This is a genomic window from Pseudomonas nabeulensis (assembly GCF_004682045.1).
Taxonomy (GTDB): domain Bacteria; phylum Pseudomonadota; class Gammaproteobacteria; order Pseudomonadales; family Pseudomonadaceae; genus Aquipseudomonas; species Aquipseudomonas nabeulensis.
This window is the reverse complement of record NZ_QUZT01000054.1, coordinates 1-19,210: the sequence shown is the minus strand read 5'-3', so window position 1 is coordinate 19,210 and position 19,210 is coordinate 1. Positions and strand designations below refer to the sequence as shown.

21 protein-coding genes are annotated in these 19,210 nt (G+C 59.7%); 12 read left to right on the top strand and 9 right to left on the bottom strand.

Annotated elements, in window-relative coordinates:
- The first annotated feature begins 33 nt into the window (after window positions 1–33).
- From DYL61_RS23435 to DYL61_RS23400, 8 genes are all read left to right on the top strand, one after another.
- Entirely contained in the window at window positions 34–1,182 is a 1,149-nt protein-coding gene (locus DYL61_RS23435; RefSeq protein ID WP_135310295.1) for an iron-containing alcohol dehydrogenase, read from the top strand.
- Window positions 1,183–1,266: 84 nt separating this feature from the next.
- The gene (gene rpe / locus DYL61_RS23430) at window positions 1,267–1,941 is read left to right on the top strand and encodes a ribulose-phosphate 3-epimerase (protein ID WP_105698136.1); all 675 of its coding nucleotides are present in this window, start codon (window positions 1,267–1,269) and stop codon (window positions 1,939–1,941) included.
- The gene (locus DYL61_RS23425; RefSeq protein ID WP_135310294.1) at window positions 1,938–2,756 is read left to right on the top strand and encodes a phosphoglycolate phosphatase; all 819 of its coding nucleotides are present in this window, start codon (window positions 1,938–1,940) and stop codon (window positions 2,754–2,756) included. Before rpe ends, DYL61_RS23425 begins: the two co-directional genes overlap by 4 nt.
- Before the next feature lie 67 nt (window positions 2,757–2,823).
- Entirely contained in the window at window positions 2,824–4,305 is a 1,482-nt protein-coding gene (trpE, locus tag DYL61_RS23420; RefSeq protein WP_135310293.1) for an anthranilate synthase component I, read from the top strand.
- A gap of 10 nt (window positions 4,306–4,315) precedes the next feature.
- Window positions 4,316–4,909, top strand: coding sequence for an aminodeoxychorismate/anthranilate synthase component II (locus DYL61_RS23415; RefSeq protein ID WP_135310292.1), 594 nt, complete (start codon window positions 4,316–4,318; stop codon window positions 4,907–4,909).
- 9 nt (window positions 4,910–4,918) lie between these two features.
- Complete coding sequence (gene trpD, locus DYL61_RS23410) at window positions 4,919–5,968, top strand: anthranilate phosphoribosyltransferase (protein ID WP_105698132.1); 1,050 nt, start codon at window positions 4,919–4,921, stop codon at window positions 5,966–5,968.
- Window positions 5,965–6,801, top strand: a complete 837-nt coding sequence (trpC, locus tag DYL61_RS23405; protein ID WP_135310291.1) for an indole-3-glycerol phosphate synthase TrpC — start codon at window positions 5,965–5,967, stop codon at window positions 6,799–6,801. Before trpD ends, trpC begins: the two co-directional genes overlap by 4 nt.
- A gap of 160 nt (window positions 6,802–6,961) precedes the next feature.
- Window positions 6,962–7,657 (top strand): lipoate--protein ligase family protein, encoded by a 696-nt coding sequence (locus tag DYL61_RS23400; RefSeq protein WP_135310290.1) that lies wholly within the window; start codon window positions 6,962–6,964, stop codon window positions 7,655–7,657.
- Here DYL61_RS23400 and crp read toward each other — a convergent pair.
- Window positions 7,654–8,298 (bottom strand): cAMP-activated global transcriptional regulator CRP, encoded by a 645-nt coding sequence (gene crp / locus DYL61_RS23395; protein WP_105698129.1) that lies wholly within the window; start codon window positions 8,296–8,298, stop codon window positions 7,654–7,656. The two genes, DYL61_RS23400 and crp, sit on opposite strands and share 4 nt — an antisense overlap.
- A gap of 246 nt (window positions 8,299–8,544) precedes the next feature.
- Between crp and DYL61_RS23390 the strand changes: the two genes are divergently transcribed.
- Window positions 8,545–8,967: an OsmC family protein gene (locus tag DYL61_RS23390; protein ID WP_003194686.1), complete on the top strand. Its 423-nt coding sequence runs from the start codon at window positions 8,545–8,547 to the stop codon at window positions 8,965–8,967.
- Window positions 8,968–9,016: 49 nt separating this feature from the next.
- On the opposite strand, the gene coq7 is transcribed toward DYL61_RS23390, so the two are convergent.
- From coq7 to hemJ, 6 genes are all read right to left on the bottom strand, one after another.
- The gene (coq7, locus tag DYL61_RS23385) at window positions 9,017–9,664 is read right to left on the bottom strand and encodes a 2-polyprenyl-3-methyl-6-methoxy-1,4-benzoquinone monooxygenase (protein WP_135310289.1); all 648 of its coding nucleotides are present in this window, start codon (window positions 9,662–9,664) and stop codon (window positions 9,017–9,019) included.
- 85 nt (window positions 9,665–9,749) lie between these two features.
- The gene (locus DYL61_RS23380) at window positions 9,750–10,088 is read right to left on the bottom strand and encodes a histidine triad nucleotide-binding protein (RefSeq protein WP_135310288.1); all 339 of its coding nucleotides are present in this window, start codon (window positions 10,086–10,088) and stop codon (window positions 9,750–9,752) included.
- 46 nt (window positions 10,089–10,134) lie between these two features.
- On the bottom strand, window positions 10,135–10,923 hold the full coding sequence (locus DYL61_RS23375; protein ID WP_135310287.1) for an SDR family NAD(P)-dependent oxidoreductase: 789 nt from the start codon (window positions 10,921–10,923) through the stop codon (window positions 10,135–10,137).
- A 60-nt stretch (window positions 10,924–10,983) separates the two neighbouring features.
- Window positions 10,984–11,937 carry a DUF805 domain-containing protein gene (locus DYL61_RS23370; RefSeq protein WP_135310286.1) on the bottom strand — a complete coding sequence of 318 codons (954 nt, stop codon included), beginning with the start codon at window positions 11,935–11,937 and terminating at the stop codon, window positions 10,984–10,986.
- Between the two features lie 69 nt (window positions 11,938–12,006).
- Window positions 12,007–12,969 carry an NAD(P)H-dependent flavin oxidoreductase gene (locus DYL61_RS23365; protein ID WP_105698125.1) on the bottom strand — a complete coding sequence of 321 codons (963 nt, stop codon included), beginning with the start codon at window positions 12,967–12,969 and terminating at the stop codon, window positions 12,007–12,009.
- A 24-nt stretch (window positions 12,970–12,993) separates the two neighbouring features.
- Entirely contained in the window at window positions 12,994–13,422 is a 429-nt protein-coding gene (hemJ, locus tag DYL61_RS23360; RefSeq protein ID WP_135310285.1) for a protoporphyrinogen oxidase HemJ, read from the bottom strand.
- Window positions 13,423–13,557: 135 nt separating this feature from the next.
- Here hemJ and argC point away from each other — a divergent pair, with 135 nt between their 5' ends.
- A complete protein-coding gene (gene argC / locus DYL61_RS23355) occupies window positions 13,558–14,592 on the top strand; it encodes an N-acetyl-gamma-glutamyl-phosphate reductase (RefSeq protein ID WP_010206935.1) in 1,035 nt (344 codons plus the stop codon).
- Between the two features lie 165 nt (window positions 14,593–14,757).
- Window positions 14,758–15,108 (top strand): iron-sulfur cluster insertion protein ErpA, encoded by a 351-nt coding sequence (erpA, locus tag DYL61_RS23350; protein ID WP_003176443.1) that lies wholly within the window; start codon window positions 14,758–14,760, stop codon window positions 15,106–15,108.
- Window positions 15,109–15,173: 65 nt separating this feature from the next.
- Here erpA and DYL61_RS23345 read toward each other — a convergent pair whose 3' ends face one another.
- Both DYL61_RS23345 and DYL61_RS23340 read right to left on the bottom strand, forming a co-directional pair.
- On the bottom strand, window positions 15,174–16,265 hold the full coding sequence (locus DYL61_RS23345) for an anhydro-N-acetylmuramic acid kinase (RefSeq protein WP_135310284.1): 1,092 nt from the start codon (window positions 16,263–16,265) through the stop codon (window positions 15,174–15,176).
- 3 nt (window positions 16,266–16,268) lie between these two features.
- Window positions 16,269–17,687, bottom strand: coding sequence for a peptidoglycan DD-metalloendopeptidase family protein (locus DYL61_RS23340; RefSeq protein WP_135310283.1), 1,419 nt, complete (start codon window positions 17,685–17,687; stop codon window positions 16,269–16,271).
- A 208-nt stretch (window positions 17,688–17,895) separates the two neighbouring features.
- On the opposite strand from DYL61_RS23340, the gene tyrS reads away from it, so the two are divergent.
- A complete protein-coding gene (gene tyrS, locus DYL61_RS23330; protein WP_135310282.1) occupies window positions 17,896–19,095 on the top strand; it encodes a tyrosine--tRNA ligase in 1,200 nt (399 codons plus the stop codon).
- The last annotated feature ends 115 nt before the right edge of the window (window positions 19,096–19,210 follow it).

The following is a 19,210-nucleotide window of genomic DNA, read 5'->3' as shown; positions in this document are numbered from 1 at the left end:
TGCCAGCCCATCACCTAACAAGAGGCCGCGCACATGAGTACTTCCTCATTCAAGATCGCCCACAAACTGCTGACCGGCCAAGGCGCCATCGAACAACTGGCCGCCGAACTCACCCGCCTGGATGTGGATAACCCACTGATCGTCACCGACGCTGCCCTGGTCAAGTCCGGCACTGTGGCGCTGGCGCTCGAGCATTTGGGTGGACGCACCTATGAGATTTTCGACCGCGTCCTGCCCGATCCGGAAATCGCCATCGTTGAAGACTGCATGCGCGTCTACCGCGAGGGCGGGCATGATGGCCTGATAGGCGTGGGCGGCGGCAGTGCTATCGATATCGCCAAGAGCGTGGCGGCCTATGCCGGTTACCACGGCGCCCTCGCGGATTTGTTCGGTGTCGACCAGGTGCCGCGCAAGGGCCCGCCGCTGATCGCCATCCCCACCACCGCCGGCACCGGTTCGGAAGTGACCAATGTGGCGATCCTCTCCGACAAGGTCGCGCAGCTGAAAAAAGGTATCGTCAGCGACTATCTGCTGCCGGATGTGGCGCTGATCAGCCCGCAAATGACCCTGACCTGCCCGCGCAGTGTCACCGCTGCCAGCGGCGTGGATGCGCTGGTGCATGCCATTGAGTCCTACCTGTCGCTGAATGCCTCGCCAATCACCGACGCCTTGGCCATTGGCGCAATCAAGCTGATCGCCAACGCGCTGCCCAAGGCCTACGCCAACCCGGCCAACCTGCAAGCCCGTGACGACATGGCCACCGCCAGCCTGATGGCCGGCATGGCCTTCGGCAATGCCGGAGTCGGCGCGGTGCATGCGTTGGCGTACCCGCTGGGTGGGCGCTTCAATATCGCCCATGGGGTGAGCAATGCGCTGTTGCTGCCCTATGTGATGCACTGGAACAAGCTGGCGTGCGTTGAGCGTATGCAAGACATTGCACAGGCCATGGGGGTTAATGTCACCGGGCTGAGTGCAGTCGATGCCGCCGACCGTGCCGTGGAGGCCATGACGCGACTGTGCGCCGCAGTCGAGATTCCAGTGGGCCTGCGCAGCTTCGGGGTTCCCGAGGACGCCATCCCGGCCATGGCCACGGAAGCGGCGGGCATCGAGCGCCTGATGCGCAACAACCCGCGCAAGCTCAGCGCGACGGATATCGAGAAAATCTACCGGGCCGCGTACTAGCCATTGAGCTAGGTCACGGTGCGCGCAGCAAAGCATGCGGTATACAATGCGCGCCATCGTGATTTAGCTCAAAAAAGGTGCGTCATGCAGCCCTTCGTCATTGCTCCATCGATTCTCTCCGCCGACTTCGCCCGCCTGGGTGAAGAAGTGGACAAGGTGTTGGCCGCCGGTGCCGACTTCGTGCACTTCGATGTCATGGACAACCACTACGTGCCCAACCTGACCATCGGTCCGATGGTGTGTGCGGCATTGCGCAAGTACGGCATCACTGCGCCGATCGATGCGCACCTGATGGTCAGCCCGGTTGACCGCATCGTCGGTGACTTCATCGAAGCCGGCGCGACCTACATCACCTTCCACCCGGAAGCCACGCTGCACGTGGATCGTACCCTGCAACTGATCCGCGAAGGCGGCTGCAAGGCGGGCCTGGTGTTCAACCCGGCCACTCCGTTGAGCGTGCTCGAGTACGTGATGGACAAGGTCGACATGATCTTGCTGATGAGCGTCAACCCAGGCTTCGGCGGGCAGAAGTTCATTCCCGGCACGCTGAACAAGCTGCGTGAAGCCCGTGCGCTGATCGATGCCTCGGGCCGTGATATCCGTTTGGAAATCGACGGTGGGGTCAACGTCAACAACATCCGTGAAATCGCCGCGGCTGGCGCCGACACCTTTGTGGCAGGCTCGGCCATCTTCAACGCGCCGAACTACCAGGACGTCATCGACAAGATGCGCGCCGAGCTGGCGCTGGCACGTCCATGAGTGGCTTTGAGCAGCTGTTCCCCGGCAAATTGCCACGGCTGGTGATGTTCGATCTGGACGGTACCTTGATCGACTCGGTGCCCGACCTGGCGGCGGCGGTGGACGAGATGCTGCTCAAGCTGGGGCGCAAGCCGGCGGGGATCGAAGCGGTGCGTGAGTGGGTGGGTAACGGCGTGCACATGCTGGTGCGCCGGGCCCTGGCCAACAACATCGACGCTGAGGGTGTCGATGAAGTGGAGGCCGAACACGCCCTGGAACTGTTCAACGCCGCCTATGAAGACGGCCACGAACTGACCGTGGTCTACCCTGGCGTGCGCGACACCCTCAAGTGGCTGAGCAAGCAGGGCGTGGAAATGGCCCTGATCACCAACAAGCCGGAGCGCTTCGTCGCGCCGCTGTTGGACCAGATGAAAATCGGCCGGTATTTCCGCTGGATCATCGGCGGCGATACCCTGCCGCAGAAAAAACCTGACCCGGCGGCGCTGTTTTTCGTGATGAAAATGGCCAATATCCCGGCTTCGCAGTCGTTGTTTATCGGCGATTCACGCAGTGACGTGCAGGCCGCCAAGGCCGCTGGCGTGCAGTGTGTGGCCTTGAGTTACGGCTATAACCATGGCCGTCCCATCGCCGAAGAGTCGCCGGCGCTGGTGATTGATGACCTGCGGTTGTTAATCCCCGGTTGCTTGGGAACGGGCGCTGAGATAACGTTGCCCGACACCGATCCGTCCCCTTCTGGAAATTCCATCGTGGTGGTCACTCGCAAACTCTGGATGAAAGTCATCAAGGCCCTGGCCCGCTGGCGTTGGCGCGCCTGACTGATCCTGGCCGCGCTGCGGCACGTTTGCATACCTGACTGTTAGACCCTCAAGCCACGAGGCACACATGATCCGCGAAGAATTCCTGCGTTTGGCCGCTGCCGGCTATAACCGTATTCCCCTGGCCTGCGAAACCCTGGCCGACTTCGACACGCCGCTGTCGATCTATCTGAAACTGGCTGACGAGCCCAACTCCTACCTGTTGGAGTCGGTACAGGGCGGCGAGAAATGGGGCCGTTATTCGATCATCGGCCTGCCGTGCCGCACCGTCATGCGGGTTCACGACCACCACGTGAGCATCACCCATGACGGCGTCGAGATCGAAAGCCACGACGTAGAAGACCCGCTGGCCTTTGTCGAAACCTTCAAGGCGCGCTACAACGTGCCGACCATTCCTGGCCTGCCGCGCTTCAACGGTGGCCTGGTGGGGTATTTCGGCTACGACTGCGTGCGCTATGTGGAAAAACGCTTGGGCAAATGCCCGAACCCGGACCCGCTGGGCGTGCCGGACATTCTGCTGATGGTCTCCGATGCGGTCGTCGTCTTCGACAACCTCGCCGGCAAGATGCACGCGATTGTCCTCGCCGACCCGTCCCGGGCGGACGCGTTCGAGCAAGGCCAGGCCAGCCTCCAGGCCTTGCTGGAAAAACTGCGCCAGCCGATCACCCCGCGTCGCGGCCTGGACCTTAGCCGTCCACCGGCCGCCGACCCGATCTTTCGTTCAAGCTTTACCCAGGATGACTACGAGCGCGCCGTCGACACCATCAAGGAATACATCCTCGCCGGTGACTGCATGCAGGTGGTGCCGTCGCAGCGGATGTCCATCGACTTCAAGGCTGCGCCGATCGATCTGTACCGTGCGCTGCGCTGCTTCAACCCGACGCCGTACATGTACTTCTTCAACTTTGGCGACTTCCACGTGGTGGGCAGTTCACCGGAAGTGCTGGTGCGGGTAGAAGACAATCTGATCACCGTGCGCCCGATTGCCGGGACTCGCCCACGTGGCGCGACCGAAGAAGAAGATCTGGCGCTGGAACAAGACCTGCTCAGTGACGACAAGGAAATCGCCGAGCACTTGATGCTGATCGACCTGGGTCGTAATGACACCGGACGCGTCTCGGAAATCGGTTCGGTGAAACTCACCGAGAAGATGGTCATTGAGCGTTACTCCAACGTGATGCACATCGTGTCCAACGTCACCGGCGAGCTGAAAGCTGGCCTGACCGCGATGGACGCACTGCGGGCGATTCTGCCGGCGGGCACCTTGTCGGGCGCGCCGAAGATCCGTGCGATGGAAATCATCGACGAGCTGGAGCCGGTCAAGCGTGGTGTCTACGGCGGCGCCGTGGGGTATTTCGCCTGGAACGGCAACATGGACACGGCGATTGCAATCCGCACCGCCGTGATCAAGGACGGGGAGCTGCACGTGCAGGCCGGTGGCGGGATCGTCGCCGACTCGGTGCCGGCCCTCGAATGGGAAGAAACCCTGAACAAGCGCCGCGCGATGTTCCGCGCCGTTGCGCTGGCTGAACAGACCCCCAATTCCTGAGGTTTCCCCCATGTTGCTGATGATTGATAACTACGATTCCTTTACCTACAACGTTGTGCAGTACCTGGGCGAGCTGGGTGCCGAGGTCAAGGTGGTGCGCAACGATGAAATGACCGTGGCCGAAATCGCTGCCCTGAACCCGGAACGCATCGTGGTTTCGCCAGGGCCCTGCACGCCGACCGAGGCGGGTATCTCCCTCGAAGCGATCCAATATTTCGCCGGCAAGCTGCCGATCCTGGGCGTGTGCCTGGGCCACCAGTCCATCGGCCAGGCCTTTGGCGGTGACGTGGTGCGTGCGCGCCAAGTGATGCACGGCAAGACCAGCCCGGTGTTCCATCACAACGTGGGCGTGTTCGAGGGCCTGAACCTGCCGGTGACGGTGACCCGCTACCACTCGCTGGTGGTCAAGCGTGAAACCTTGCCGGAATGCCTGGAGTTGACCGCCTGGACTCAGCTGGAAGACGGCTCGGTCGATGAGATCATGGGCCTGCGCCACAAGACACTGAATATCGAAGGGGTGCAATTCCACCCTGAATCGATCCTGACCGAGCAGGGCTACGAGCTGTTCGCTAACTTTCTCAAGCAGAGCGGCGGCACGCGCTAAGGACTTTCCATGGATATCAAGACTGCCCTGAGCCGTATCGTCGGCCACCTGGACCTGAGCACCGCTGAAATGAGCGATGTGATGCGCGAGATCATGACCGGTCAATGCACCGACGCGCAGATCGGCGCGTTCATGATGGCCATGCGCATGAAGAGCGAGAGCATCGACGAAATCGTCGGTGCCGTCTCAGTGATGCGTGAGCTGGCGGACAAGGTCGAGCTCAAGACCCTCGACGGCGTGGTGGATGTGGTGGGCACCGGCGGTGACGGTGCGAACATCTTCAACGTGTCGACGGCTTCTTCCTTTGTTGTCGCGGCGGCGGGTTGCACCGTAGCCAAGCACGGCAACCGCGCGGTGTCCGGCAAGAGCGGCAGCGCCGACTTGCTGGAAGCGGCTGGCATCTACCTGAACCTGACGCCGGTACAAGTGGCGCGTTGCATCGACAACGTCGGCATCGGCTTCATGTTTGCACAAACCCACCACAGCGCCATGAAGTACGCCGCCGGCCCGCGTAAAGACCTGGGCCTGCGTACCCTGTTCAACATGCTCGGCCCGCTTACGAATCCGGCCGGTGTGAAACACCAGGTGGTCGGCGTGTTCAGCCAGGCGCTGTGCCGACCGTTGGCCGAAGTGCTGCAACGTTTGGGCAGCAAGCATGTGCTGGTGGTGCATTCCAAAGACGGCCTGGATGAATTCAGCCTTGCCGCGCCGACCTTTGTGGCGGAGCTGAAAAACGATCAGGTCACCGAGTATTGGGTCGAACCGGAAGATTTGGGCATGAAGAGCCAGAGCCTGCACGGCCTGGCGGTCGAAAGTCCTGCGGCCTCCCTTGAACTGATCCGTGATGCCCTGGGCCGTCGCAAGACCGAGAACGGCCAAAAAGCAGCAGAAATGATTGTTCTGAATGCTGGTGCGGCACTTTACGCAGCCGATCATGCCTATAGTCTGAAGGAAGGTGTCGAATTGGCCCACGATGCGCTGCACACCGGTCTGGCTCGCGAAAAGCTCGAAGAGCTGGGAGCATTCACCGCCGTATTCAAGATGGAGAATGAAGGATGAGTGTGCCGACCGTTCTGGAAAAGATCCTGGCCCGCAAGGCCGAAGAAGTCGCTGAACGCCGCACCCGGGTCAGCCTCGCCGAGTTGGAAAGCCAGGCGAAGCTTGCCGACGCCCCGCGTGGCTTCGCCAATGCCCTGATCGCCCAGGCCAAGCTCAAGCAGCCGGCGGTGATCGCTGAGGTGAAGAAAGCTTCGCCGAGCAAAGGTGTGATCCGCGAGAACTTCGTGCCAGCGGACATTGCCGTCAGTTATGAAAAGGGCGGCGCGACTTGTCTCTCCGTATTGACCGATATCGACTACTTCCAGGGCTCCGACCTGTTCCTGCAACAAGCCCGCGCCGCGTGCAAGTTGCCGGTGATCCGCAAGGACTTCATGGTCGACCCGTATCAGATCGTCGAAGCCCGCGCCCTGGGCGCCGATTGCGTGTTGCTGATCGTCTCCGCACTGGATGACGTGAAGATGGCCGAGCTGGCGGCCGTGGCCAAAAGCGTTGGCCTGGACGTGTTGGTGGAAGTGCACGACGGCGATGAGCTGGAGCGTGCACTGAAAACCCTCGACACGCCGCTGGTCGGGGTCAACAACCGCAACCTGCACACGTTCGAAGTCAGCCTGGAAAACACCCTCGACCTGCTGCCGCGTATTCCGCGTGACCGCTTGGTGATTACCGAGAGTGGCATCGTCAACCGCGCCGATGTGGAACTGATGGAAATCAGTGGGGTGTATTCGTTCCTGGTGGGCGAGACGTTTATGCGGGCGGAGAACCCGGGCGCGGAGTTGCAGCGCCTGTTCTTCCCGGAGCGTGGCGTGGCAGTCAGCGGTTCGACATTAGACTGACTGAAACACGGTCAGTATTTGAAATAGGGTCAAAATGTGGGAGGGGGCTTGCCCCCGATAGCGGTGTATCAGCAGCAGTTGTGTTGACTGATCCACTGCAATCGGGGGCAAGCCCCCTCCCACATTTGGTTTTGTGTACATTCAGATAGGTAGGTGTTCAATGACTCAGCCAGTAAGGATGACTGTTGAAACTGGCCTTGCCGCCGAGCAAGCCTTGTTGGCGGCTGTCTGCGCCGGTGAGCAGGAATACGGCCTGCTGTTCTGGCAACCCAACGACCAAGCCTTGGTCATGCCGCGCCGGTTGAGTCGTCTTCCAGCATTCGAAACCGCCAGCCAAATCTCCGCCGCCGCGGGTTGGCCTGTGTTATTGCGCGAAACCGGCGGTGAACCCGTGCCGCAATCAAGTGCCACGGTCAACATCGCGCTGGTCTACGCTCCCCCACGCAGCGAAGGCGACCAGAACCGTATCGAAACCGGCTACTTGCGGTTATGCCAGCCGATCTGCGATTTGTTGATCGAGTTGGGCGGCGACGCCTCTGTCGGCGAAATCGACGGCGCGTTCTGCGACGGTCGCTACAACGTCAATCTCAACGGCCGCAAAATGGTCGGCACCGCCCAGCGCTGGCGCCAAAGTGGTGGCCGCCCGGTGGGGTTGGTGCACGGTGCTTTGTTGCTGGATAACGACCGTGAAGCGCTGATCGCGGCGGTCAATCGCTTCAATGAGGCGTGCGGCCTTGATCAGCGCGTTCGTGCTGAAAGTCATATCGCACTGCACGAAGCCTTCCCCGTGCCGGATGCGCTCAGCCGGCTGGACACCTTGTACCGTCAGATGCTGGCGAGCTTTCTGCCCGTTTAACGTGTTCCGAACACCACCATCGTCTTGCCTTTGACGTGGACCAGGTTGCGCTCTTCCAGGTCCTTGAGCACACGACCGACCATTTCCCGTGAACAGCCGACAATGCGCCCGATTTCCTGGCGTGTGACCTTGATCTGCATGCCGTCGGGATGAGTCATCGCATCTGGTTGCTTGCACAGCTCCAGCAGGCAACGGGCAACACGACCGGTCACATCAAAGAATGCGAGGTCGCCGACCTTGCGCGTGGTGTCCCGCAGGCGCTGGGCGATCTGGCCGCTCAGGGCATAGAGGATATCCGGATCGTGCTGGGCCAGTTCGCGGAACTTGGTGTAACTGATTTCGGCCACTTCGCACTCGACCTTGGCGCGTACCCAGGCACTGCGTTCCTGCTCCTTGCCTGGTTGTTCGAACAGCCCCAACTCCCCAAAGAAATCCCCGGTGTTCAGGTAGGCGATGATCATCTCGCGGCCATCTTCATCCTCGATCAGGATAGTGACCGAGCCTTTGATGATGAAGTACAGCGTTTCAGAGCGCTCGCCGGCGCAGATGATGTTGTGCTTGGCCGGGTAGCGCCGGCGTTGGCAATGCATCAGCAACTTGTCGAGATTCTTGATCTTGGGTGTGGGAGTAAGGGCAACCATGGTTGTGTCCCGAAGAAACAGCGCGAAGGGGTCGGAGTTTTTATATGTGTCGGTATCGGCATTGATACACGTTATATGAATGGTAGCAATACGCCATTGATTTGGCGTCAGCTTACCAGACGCATTCTGACTCGATCAGCGCATTTGTTGCTTAAACCGTTTGTTGATCCGCTTATGTGGGAAACGCTGTGGCGATCAGCCCCTGTGCTAAGCTGGCGACCCTTTTTTAGCAGTGGAGTCTAGGCGATGAAGGCACGCATCCAATGGGCGGGCGAAGCCATGTTCCTCGGTGAGTCGGGCAGTGGCCATGTTGTGGTCATGGACGGTCCGCCGGAAGCCGGTGGCCGTAACCTGGGCGTACGTCCGATGGAAATGCTCCTGCTTGGTGTAGGCGGTTGCAGCAATTTCGACGTGGTCAGCATCCTGAAAAAATCCCGCCAGGCGGTCGAAAGCTGCGAGGCATTCCTCGAAGCCGAACGCGCTACAGAAGATCCGAAGGTGTTTACCAAGATCCACATGCATTTCGTGGTGAAGGGGCGGGCGCTGAAAGAAGCCCAGGTCAAGCGTGCCATCGAGCTGTCGGCTGAGAAGTACTGCTCGGCGTCGATCATGCTGGGCGCTGCCGGTGTGGTCATCACCCATGATTACGAGATCATCGAGTTGGGCTGATCGATAAACCGTTGGCCAAAAAAAAGGGCGCTTTCAAAGCGCCCTTTTTTTAGATGCGGTAAGTGCTTTTGGTCATGACCTTGGCCAGCACGCTCATGCCGAACCTCACCGGTGCCGGGAAGCGGAAACCACCGGCATCCAGTGCACTTTCGGCGTGATGCTCCTCGTCGATGCGCATCTGCTCAAGAATCGCCCGGGACTTTTCGTCCTCGGCCGGCAGTTGTTCCAAGTGCTCATCCAGGTGCTTGCACACTTGATGCTCGGTGGCGGCGACAAACCCCAGGCTGACCTTGTCGCTGATCAGGCCGGCAGCCGCGCCAATACCGAACGACAAACCATAGAACAGTGGGTTCAGTACGCTCGGGTGGCTGCCCAGTTGGCGGATGCGTTGTTCGCACCAGGCCAGGTGGTCAATCTCTTCCTCGGCGGCATGCTCCATCGCCGCACGCACCTGCGGCAGCTTGGCGGTCAGCGCCTGGCCTTGGTACAGCGCCTGGGCACAGACTTCACCGGTATGGTTGATGCGCATCAAACCGGCGACGTGGCGGGTGTCGGTCTCGTTCATCTGTACTTCGGGCTGCACGATGGCGGGCGAGGGGCGATACGGCTGGCCGCTGAACGGCAGCAGCGTGCGCATGGCCATATCGGCTTGCAGCAACAGACGGTCAATTGGCGAGTAGTGACGTTGGGTAGTCATGCTGACCTCCGGGAAGAATCTCGGCGGCCAGTTTACCGCAAGAGAAGGTGAAGCGTTTGCGCTGAGTCAATTTGCCCCCAGGGCATCAGCCCGGCGGCCAGTTCATCTGACGCTGACCCAGCACATGCATATGGATGTGATAAACGGTCTGGCCGCCTTTCGGATTGCAGTTCATCACCAAACGGAAACCCTCTTCACAACCTTGCTCCAGCGCCAAACGCTGGGCCGTGAACAAGATATGGCCGGCCAGGGCTTTATCTTCTTCGGTCAGGTCATTGAGGGTAGCGATATGTTTCTTCGGAATGACCAGAAAATGCACGGGCGCTGCCGGGTGGATGTCCTTGAAGGCCAGAATCTGGTCATCTTCGTAGATGATATCCGCAGGTATTTCCCGGTTGATGATTTTGGTGAACAGAGTATCCACAGCTGTTTCTCCATTATGAAAGTGCAGGGTGAGTGTACTCAGGCGCTCAGCGTGGGCAATAGGCCTTGTTGATGGCACCGGCGATCTTGCGGGTCAGCCAGCGTGGGCTGAAACGCGGGCTGAAGGTGATCCAGCGGTTACGGCGACCGGGAATGATGATGGCTTTGTTTTTTTCCAGGGCGCGTACGGTGTGGAGCGCCACTTCCTCGGGGCTCATCAGCTTGTCGCTGCGCGCGAGCTTGGCGGTGTCCATTTGGGCGGTGCCGAAGAACGCTGTGCGCGTCGGGCCAGGGCAGAGTACCGAGACCTTGATGCCACAGCTTTTCAATTCTTCGCGCAAACCTTCGGAGAAGTGCAGCACATAGGCCTTGCTGGCGTAGTAGCTGCTCATCCACGGGCCCGGCTGGAATGCCGCGACGGATGCCACGTTCAGGATCTGCCCTCCGCCGTGCAGGGCCATTGTGTTGCCAATGGCATGACACATGCGGGTCAGGGCCAGGATGTTGACTTCGATCAGGTCTTGTTCAGTCATCCAGTCCTGAGCGAGGAACGGCCCGCTGGTGCCGATGCCGGCGCAATTGACCAGCAGGTCGATTTGCCGCTCGCCTTCTTCAAGTTCCAGCAGGAACCCGGACAAGCGCAGCGGCTCGCCCAGGTCGCAGGCACGAAAAAGCACCTCGACGCCGAAGCGTTGAGTCAATTCGATTGCAATGCTTTCCAACTGATCACGCTGGCGGGCCACCAGAATCAAGCTGCGGCCGCGGCGGGCCAGTGCTTCGGCCATGGCCAAGCCAATGCCGCTGGAGGCACCGGTGATCAGAGCGTAACGGGTCATGCCTTTCTCCATCGCAACGCCGCCGCCTGTGATGGGGCATCACAGGCGGCGCACGTTTCTTTACTGTTCTGGAGAGTCTACAGGTTCGGCCGCCTCGTCAGCACTTTGCGCGTCGTCTTCATAGACGGTCGTGCTTTGCTCGGTGTCGTCGTCAGAGGTGAGGGAGCTGCTTTCGTAGCTGCTGTCTACGTTGGCCTCGAGCTGATTCAGGTAGCCGTTCATGCCCAGGGTAACCACGATAATGAGCATCAGTGGAATAAACGCCAGCCACAGGGAAGCGAGCACTTTTACCGCAGTGGAGTTGCGCGGGGGTGGTGCGCCGTATTGATTGGCACCTGGGTTGCCCGGCAGTACCAGCAACAGCAGTGGGAAAATGCTGTTTACCAGAGGAACCAGGTTCAGCAGATACAGCCAGCCAGACCAACCCAGGTCGTGCAGGCGTTGCACGCCGATTTGCACGCTGACCACGACGATCGCAATGCACAGCGCCAGACCGAGCAGTGAGCCGAGAATCATGCCGGCTGTTGGCGAGGCAGTGGCGACTGCGAAGCCCGCTGTGGCAATGATGCCGCCTGCGACGAGCATCGCGACGGTCAATACCAGTGTCCAGGCCAGGTAGCGCAGGCGCCCGATACGACCGTTGATCGTGAAGACGTTGAGCGTCGAATACTCCGGCAGGTCATCCCCGACAACCGAGCGTGGGGGTGCATAAGGGGAACTCGCAGGTTGGGCGGCGTTGGAACTGGTTTCGTGGGTTTCGGCAAGGCTGAAAGCCACGGGTTGTTCGGCTTCGATACGTGCGTCCACACCGGCGTTTTTCAGTGCGGACAGGTAAGTTTCGGCATCCGGACGGGACAGATCGCGTTTAAGCGCGACCGGGCGGCCGGTAAAGAGCTTCTCGATCGCCTCGACGTCACTCTTGAACAGTTCCGCGAGGTTCAGTTTGGCAGTGGTGCTTTCGACCCCCGGGAGCAAGGCTCCATCAAACACAATCTTGAAACGGCTGTCGCTCATGCGGGCATCCTTGTCACTTAATCTGGGAGGTGGTGCAGGCCTGCTAAAAGGGCAGGCCTGGCGTTGGGGTCAGCGTGGCCAGCGCAAGTGTACCGCCTGTTCGCGTGCCTTGCGGTATTCGGCATCCAGGCGGGCAACGAGTTCATCGACGCTCGGCAAGTCATCAATCTCGCCGACACCCTGGCCGGCGGACCATACAGTCTTCCAGGCCTTGGCTTCGTCGCTCAGTGGCTTGAGCTTGGAACCGAAGTTGACTTCGCCTTTGCCTTGCAGGGCGGCGAGGTCGAAGCCGGCATTTTCCAGGCTTTGGCGCATAAAGCTGGCCGGCACGCCGGAAACAGCAGGAGTGTGCACGATGTCGGCGGCGCGCGATGTGAGCAGCATCTCTTTATACGCATCCGGGGCATGGCTTTCGGCGGTGCCGATAAACCGTGTGCCGAAGTAGGCCAGGTCGGCGCCCAGCAGTTGGGCGGCAAGGATCTCGTGCCCGTGGTTGAGGCAACCGGCCAGTAGCAGGGTTTTGTCGAAGAATTGGCGGATCTCGGCGATCAGTGCGAAAGGGCTCCACGTACCCGCATGGCCACCGGCGCCGGCGGCCACGGCGATCAAGCCGTCTACACCCGCCTCGGCGGCTTTCTCGGCGTGGCGCCGAGTGGTGACGTCATGAAACACCAGTCCGCCGTAGCTGTGCACGGCATCGACCAATTCCTTGACGGCCCCCAGGCTGGTGATAACGATAGGCACCTTGTGCTCGACGCAAATCGCCAGGTCGGCCTCAAGCCGTGGGTTGCTGTTGTGCACGATCAGGTTCACAGCATAGGGCGCGGGGTTGTCCAGCTGCGCCAGGCCCGCTTCGATTTCTTCCAGCCAGGCCTTGAAGCCACTGCTTTCGCGCTGGTTGAGCGCCGGGAAACTCCCGACCACCCCATTGCGACAGCACGCCAGGACCAGTTGTGGGTTGGAAATCAGGAACATCGGCGCAGCCACCACAGGCAGGCGCAGACGTTGTTCAAGCAAAGCGGGCAGCGACATTGGAGGTACCCCGTGTGATTGAAGTTAGAACGGTTTGACCACGACCAAAATTACGATAGCCAGCAATATCAGAACCGGGACTTCATTGAACCAGCGATAAAAGACATGGCTGCGGGTGTTTTCGCCACGGGCGAAGCGTTTTACCTGCGCGCCGCACATGTGGTGATAGCCGATCAGCAGCACCACCAGGGTCAGCTTGGCGTGGATCCAGCCGCCCGATTGAAAGATGCTCGGGTTCAGGTAGATCAGCCAGCCGCCGAAAATCAGCGCGGCAATCATCGCCGGCCCCATGATGCCGCGGTACAGCTTGCGCTCCATGATGCTGAAGCGTTCCTTGCTGACCGTGTCCTCGCTTTGTGCGTGGTAGACGAACAGGCGCGGCAGGTAGAACAGCCCGGCAAACCAGCAGACGATGCTGATGATATGGAAGGCTTTGACCCATAGATAAAGCATTTTTAGTTATTCCCAGGTTCACGGTAGCCGAGATAGTAGTGGCTCATGCGCCCGTACGTCACGTTGACGGTTGTCGCAGGACGATACGGCCCCTATTATCGACGGCTTTCCAGTGGGTTCGTTGAGGGCAGGTTTATGGTCAAGGTCGGTATCGTCGGCGGCACGGGTTACACCGGTGTCGAATTGCTGCGTCTGTTGGCACAGCATCCGCAAGCAGAGGTGGTGGTCATCACTTCCCGATCCGAGGCCGGGCTAGCCGTGGCCGATATGTACCCGAACCTGCGAGGCCACTACGACGGCCTGGCATTCAGCGTTCCGGACATCAAGACCCTGGGTGCCTGCGATGTGGTGTTCTTTGCCACGCCTCACGGTGTTGCCCACGCGCTGGCCGGCGAGTTGCTGGCCGCCGGCACCAAGGTCATCGACCTGTCGGCGGACTTCCGCCTGCAAGATGCCGATGAATGGGCCAAGTGGTACGGCCAACCACACGGTGCGCCGGAGTTGTTGGAGGAGGCGGTCTACGGCCTGCCGGAAGTCAATCGTGAGCAGATCAAGCAAGCGCGTTTGATCGCCGTGCCGGGTTGCTATCCAACGGCTACTCAATTGGGTTTCCTGCCATTGCTGGAAGCAGGCTTGGCAGATGCTTCGCGCCTGATCGCGGACTGCAAGTCGGGTGTCAGCGGTGCCGGTCGCGGCGCGGCAGTCGGTTCGCTGTACTCCGAGACGTCGGAAAGCATGAAGGCCTATGCCGTAAAAGGGCATCGTCACTTGCCGGAAATCCGCCAAGGGCTGCGTCGTGCCGCCGGTAAGGACGTCGGTCTGACCTTCGTGCCGCACCTGACACCGATGATCCGTGGCATTCACTCCACGCTGTACGCCACCGTGGTTGACCGTTCGGTCGACCTGCAAGCGTTGTTCGAAAAGCGCTACGCCAACGAACCGTTCGTCGACGTGATGCCGGCCGGTAGCCACCCGGAAACTCGCAGTGTGCGTGGCGCCAACGTGTGCCGTATTGCGGTGCACCGTCCGCAGGATGGCGATCTGGTGGTGGTGTTGTCGGTGATCGATAACCTGGTCAAGGGCGCGTCGGGCCAGGCGGTGCAGAATATGAACATCCTGTTTGGCCTGGATGAGAAGCTGGGTCTGTCCCACGCGGGCATGCTGCCTTAACGCTGTTGGATGGCTAGGTAAAAGGCCCGTTGATCGGGCCTTTTGCGTTTTTAATGGCCGCTGCGCAGATTGATATACCGTAACAATAGTTGACCGCTTTTCTAGGAGAAGCGGATAATGCCCGCCATTACGCATATGGCGGCGATACGCCGGGAGATAATCAGCATGAGCGTTGAATCCTTCACCCCCACGGCTTTGCAATTCACCCACGGTGCTGCGCACAAGGTGAAGAGCCTGGTCGATGAAGAGGGTAATGATCGCTTGAAGCTGCGCGTATTCGTTACGGGCGGCGGTTGTTCAGGGTTTCAGTACGGTTTTACCTTCGATGAAGATGTGGCCGACGACGACACCATCGTCGAGCGCGAGGGCGTGAGCCTGGTCGTGGACCCGATGAGTTTCCAATACCTGGCGGGTGCCGAGGTGGATTACCAGGAAGGTCTGGAAGGTTCGCGCTTCGTGATCAAGAACCCAAATGCCACCACCACCTGTGGTTGCGGGTCTTCGTTCTCGATCTGATCGGTTGTAGGTACAAAAACGCCGCTTGACCTTGATAGGGCAAGCGGCGTTTTGCTGTCTGGGACTTAAGCCGGGTAGATCGCGCCCAATATCCGAAGCCCGCGTGCGCCGGTGACGCTAGGGCGGTTGGCGGCGATGCCTTCGAGGCAGCAATGGGCCAGCCAGGCGAAAGCCATGGCCTCGACCCAGTCGGGGTCTACGCCGTAGGTTGAGGTGCTGCTGACGTGGGTTGCTGGCAGCAGCGCCGCTAAGCGATGCATCAGCGCGGCGTTGTGCGCACCGCCGCCGCAGACCAGCAGTGTTTCAGTCTGGGGTTGGGCTGTTTGCAGGGACTCGATGACAGTCTTTGCGGTTAATTCGAGCAGAGTCGCCTGGATGTCCTGCGGGGCGAACGCTGGCAAGCGGCCAAGGTGTTGCGTTAGCCAATGCAGGTTAAAGACTTCGCGTCCGGTGCTCTTTGGGCCTTTTGTTTCGAAGAACGGGTCACTGAGTAAAGCGTTGAGCAGCAGGGGTTCAACCCTGCCGCTGGCGGCCCACTGGCCATCGCGATCAAAGTGTTCGCCGCGTTGTTGGTGAATCCAGGCATCGAGCAGGACATTGCCTGGGCCACAGTCGAATCCAGCGACAGGCTTGCCGGTCTCGATCAGGCTGAGGTTGCTGAAACCTCCGACGTTCAATACGGCACGGTTACCGGTGCTTTCGCCAAACAATGCTTCGTGAAAGGCGGGAACCAGGGGGGCGCCTTGACCGCCGGCGGCAACATCGCGGCTGCGGAAGTCGCTGACCACGGTGATGCCTGTCAGCTCGGTCAGCAGGGCTGGATTGCCGATCTGCACAGTGAAGCCCCGGGCAGGTTCGTGGCGGATGGTCTGGCCGTGGCTGCCAATCGCGCGGATGTCCTGGGGCTTGAGGTCTTGTTGAGCAAGCAAGGCGTGAATGCCTTGTGCCGCAAGGCTGACCCAGTTGTGTTGGGCGATTGCCGAGCGGGCGATCTCATCGGGGCCGCTGGCGCACAGGGCAAGCAGTTCGGTGCGCAGGGTCTCTGGCATGGGGATGTAGTGAGTGGCGATCAGCTTGATCGCCGGGTTCTGTTCGATCAGGGCGATGTCCAGGCCATCGAGGCTGGTACCGGACATCACACCTATATAGAGCGGCATGGCTTAACGCTTCGCCGAAGCCAGCAGGGTGGTGCGCTCTTGATCCATGCGCGCCATCAGCGGTTGGCTCTGTTGCATGAAGCGTGCACGCTCGGCCTTGGCGATTGGGTCGGCCATCGGCAGTTTCTGACCCAGTGGGTCGACGTGTACGCCATTCACCTGGAACTCATAGTGCAAGTGCGGGCCGGTGGACAGGCCGGTGGTGCCGATGTAGCCGATGACCTGGCCTTGTTTCACGGTGCCGCCGGTCTTCACGCCTTTGGCGAAGCCTTGCATGTGGCCATACAGCGTGCGGTAGGTGTTGCCGTGCTGGATGATCACGGTGTTGCCGTAGCCGCCGCGACGCCCGGCCAACAGGACTTTGCCGTCACCGGCGGCCTTGATTGGCGTACCGCGAGGCGCTGCATAGTCGACGCCTTTGTGGGCGCGGATTTTGTTCAGAATTGGATGCTTGCGACCCATGGAGAAACGCGAGCTAATACGCGCGAAATCGACCGGGGTGCGGATAAAGGCTTTACGCATGCTATTGCCGTCGGCGGTGTAGTAGCTGCTGTTGCCTTGTTTGTTGGTGTAGCGCACGGCGGTGTAGGTCTTGCCGCGGTTGGTGAAACGAGCGGACAGGATGGCGCCGGTGCCGACGACTTTGCCGTTGGCGACTTTCTGTTCGTAGATCACATCGAATTCGTCGCCTTGACGGATGTCCTGGGCGAAGTCGATGTCGTAGCCGAACACGCTGGCCATGTCCATCGTCATGCTGTGGGACAAGCCGGCGCGAGCTGCGGATTGCGACAGGGAGCTGTTGATCACGCCGTGTGCATAGGCGGAACGCATCACCGGCTTGGTGGTGACACGGTTGAAGGCGAACCCCTTCGCGCCTTTGGTCAGCGTGATGCTCTCGAGATCGTTGAGATTGCTGTGCAGGTTGTTCAGTTGGCCGTCGGGGGTGAATTCGAACTCAAGTTTTTGACCATGCTTGAGTTGAGTGAATTGTTTGGCTTGCTTGTCACTGGCCAGCACATCGTTAACGGTCGTGGCGGGCAGTCCGACCTTTTCGAACAGTGTCGACAGTGTGTCGCCCTTGGCCACTATCACTTCGCGGTGCAGAGGGCTCTTGGCCACGTCGGCAGCAGGCGCAGATTGATCTTGTGCTGCTTGCCGGGTGTCTTCGGGGCTGCTTTCTATCTGGGCGAAGGGTGATTCGGTTGGCGCATTTGTGGCTTGTTGCGCGTCGGAAGCGTCTTGATCTTGTGTCAGTTGTTCAACTGGACTTTCCAGGTCAAGGCTCAGGGATGTTCGTTTGGCCTCTACGTCACTGGAAGGGAATACCAGGAGTGCCAGGCTGAGAAGGGCGGCGATACCACTTGCGGCGAGCAAGTGGGTCTTCGGGTAAAGCGGCGGCGCTTTAGACGGTTCTGTGGTCATAGTAATTTTGACTTTGAAGATGAAATGGAAAAGATGAATGACATGATGAAGATGAAATAACTGTATAAAATATAACCAAATCATCTGTGGTGCAAGCTCGCGAACGCTGGGCTTGCTGAACGGTGTCCGTGCGCAGGGCAAAACTTGTAATTAGTCCCTGATCTTGTATGGTTGGTTCCCTTTTGAATCTGAGCCTTGCGGGTCTGTTATGAAGTCGGTTGAAGAGCAGCTAGCGCTGATAAAACGTGGTGCGGAAGAATTGTTGGTCGAGGCGGAGCTGGTCGAAAAGCTCAAGCGTGGCCAACCCCTACGTATTAAAGCCGGCTTTGATCCGACGGCGCCGGATCTGCACCTGGGTCATACCGTGCTTATTAATAAGCTGCGTCAGTTCCAGGAGTTGGGGCATCAGGTCATCTTCCTTATAGGTGACTTCACCGGGATGATCGGTGATCCGAGCGGCAAAAGTGCTACGCGTCCGCCTTTGACTCGCGAGCAAGTGCTCGATAACGCTGAGACCTACAAGACGCAGGTGTTCAAGATCCTCGATCCGGCCAAGACCGAAGTGGCGTTTAACTCCACCTGGATGGATAAGATGGGGCCGGCGGACTTTATTCGCCTGACGTCCCAGTACACCGTGGCTCGTATGCTTGAGCGCGATGACTTCGATAAGCGCTACTCCACCAATCAGCCAATCGCGATTCACGAGTTCCTCTACCCATTGGTTCAGGGTTATGACTCGGTGGCTCTGCGTGCGGATGTTGAGCTGGGCGGTACTGATCAGAAGTTCAACCTGCTGATGGGTCGTGAGCTGCAGCGTGCGTATGGGCAAGAAGCCCAGTGCATTCTGACCATGCCTCTGCTGGAAGGGTTGGATGGCGTCAAGAAGATGTCCAAGTCTTTGGGTAACTACGTGGGGATCCAGGAGGCGCCGGGTGTCATGTACGGCAAGCTGGTTTCCATTCCTGATGCATTGATGTGGCGTTACTTCGAGCTGTTGAGCTTCCGCTCGATGGACGAAATCAATGCGCTGCGTGCGGATGTCGAGGCCGGCGCCAATCCGCGTGACGTGAAGATTAAGCTGGCTGAAGAGATTGTTGCGCGCTTCCATGGTGAAGAGGCTGCGGCCAGCGCTCACCGCGCTGCGGGCAATCGTATGAAGGACGGCGAGCTGCCGGATGACTTGCCGGAGATTGAATTGGCTGCGGCCGAGGCGATGCCGATTGCTGCTGTTCTTAATAAGGCCGGTTTGGTGAAGAACTCTGCGGTTGCTCGCGACCTTCTTGGGTCTGGCGGCGTGCGTGTAGATGGTGAGGTTGTTGATCGCACCTTTATATGCGAACTGGGCGCTACGCATGTGTACCAGGCAGGGAAAAAGGCGTTTGCGCGTATTACGCTTAAATCCGAGTAAATAAGTGTTGACGGCGAATTGTAACTGTCTATAATTCGCCCCACTTCCGGCGCAGTCGAAACGGAAAACTCCTTGGTAAACAATGAGTTACGCAGTTTTCGACAATGAGTTGTTT

Coding starts and splice junctions, on each gene's coding strand:
- DYL61_RS23435 (WP_135310295.1), top strand. CDS start 34: ATGAGTACTTCCTCATTCAAGATCGCCCACAAACTGCTGACCGGCCAA.
- rpe (WP_105698136.1), top strand. CDS start 1,267: ATGCAGCCCTTCGTCATTGCTCCATCGATTCTCTCCGCCGACTTCGCC.
- DYL61_RS23425 (WP_135310294.1), top strand. CDS start 1,938: ATGAGTGGCTTTGAGCAGCTGTTCCCCGGCAAATTGCCACGGCTGGTG.
- trpE (WP_135310293.1), top strand. CDS start 2,824: ATGATCCGCGAAGAATTCCTGCGTTTGGCCGCTGCCGGCTATAACCGT.
- DYL61_RS23415 (WP_135310292.1), top strand. CDS start 4,316: ATGTTGCTGATGATTGATAACTACGATTCCTTTACCTACAACGTTGTG.
- trpD (WP_105698132.1), top strand. CDS start 4,919: ATGGATATCAAGACTGCCCTGAGCCGTATCGTCGGCCACCTGGACCTG.
- trpC (WP_135310291.1), top strand. CDS start 5,965: ATGAGTGTGCCGACCGTTCTGGAAAAGATCCTGGCCCGCAAGGCCGAA.
- DYL61_RS23400 (WP_135310290.1), top strand. CDS start 6,962: ATGACTCAGCCAGTAAGGATGACTGTTGAAACTGGCCTTGCCGCCGAG.
- crp (WP_105698129.1), bottom strand. CDS start 8,298: ATGGTTGCCCTTACTCCCACACCCAAGATCAAGAATCTCGACAAGTTG.
- DYL61_RS23390 (WP_003194686.1), top strand. CDS start 8,545: ATGAAGGCACGCATCCAATGGGCGGGCGAAGCCATGTTCCTCGGTGAG.
- coq7 (WP_135310289.1), bottom strand. CDS start 9,664: ATGACTACCCAACGTCACTACTCGCCAATTGACCGTCTGTTGCTGCAA.
- DYL61_RS23375 (WP_135310287.1), bottom strand. CDS start 10,923: ATGACCCGTTACGCTCTGATCACCGGTGCCTCCAGCGGCATTGGCTTG.
- DYL61_RS23370 (WP_135310286.1), bottom strand. CDS start 11,937: ATGAGCGACAGCCGTTTCAAGATTGTGTTTGATGGAGCCTTGCTCCCG.
- DYL61_RS23365 (WP_105698125.1), bottom strand. CDS start 12,969: ATGTCGCTGCCCGCTTTGCTTGAACAACGTCTGCGCCTGCCTGTGGTG.
- hemJ (WP_135310285.1), bottom strand. CDS start 13,422: ATGCTTTATCTATGGGTCAAAGCCTTCCATATCATCAGCATCGTCTGC.
- argC (WP_010206935.1), top strand. CDS start 13,558: ATGGTCAAGGTCGGTATCGTCGGCGGCACGGGTTACACCGGTGTCGAA.
- erpA (WP_003176443.1), top strand. CDS start 14,758: ATGAGCGTTGAATCCTTCACCCCCACGGCTTTGCAATTCACCCACGGT.
- DYL61_RS23345 (WP_135310284.1), bottom strand. CDS start 16,265: ATGCCGCTCTATATAGGTGTGATGTCCGGTACCAGCCTCGATGGCCTG.
- DYL61_RS23340 (WP_135310283.1), bottom strand. CDS start 17,687: ATGACCACAGAACCGTCTAAAGCGCCGCCGCTTTACCCGAAGACCCAC.
- tyrS (WP_135310282.1), top strand. CDS start 17,896: ATGAAGTCGGTTGAAGAGCAGCTAGCGCTGATAAAACGTGGTGCGGAA.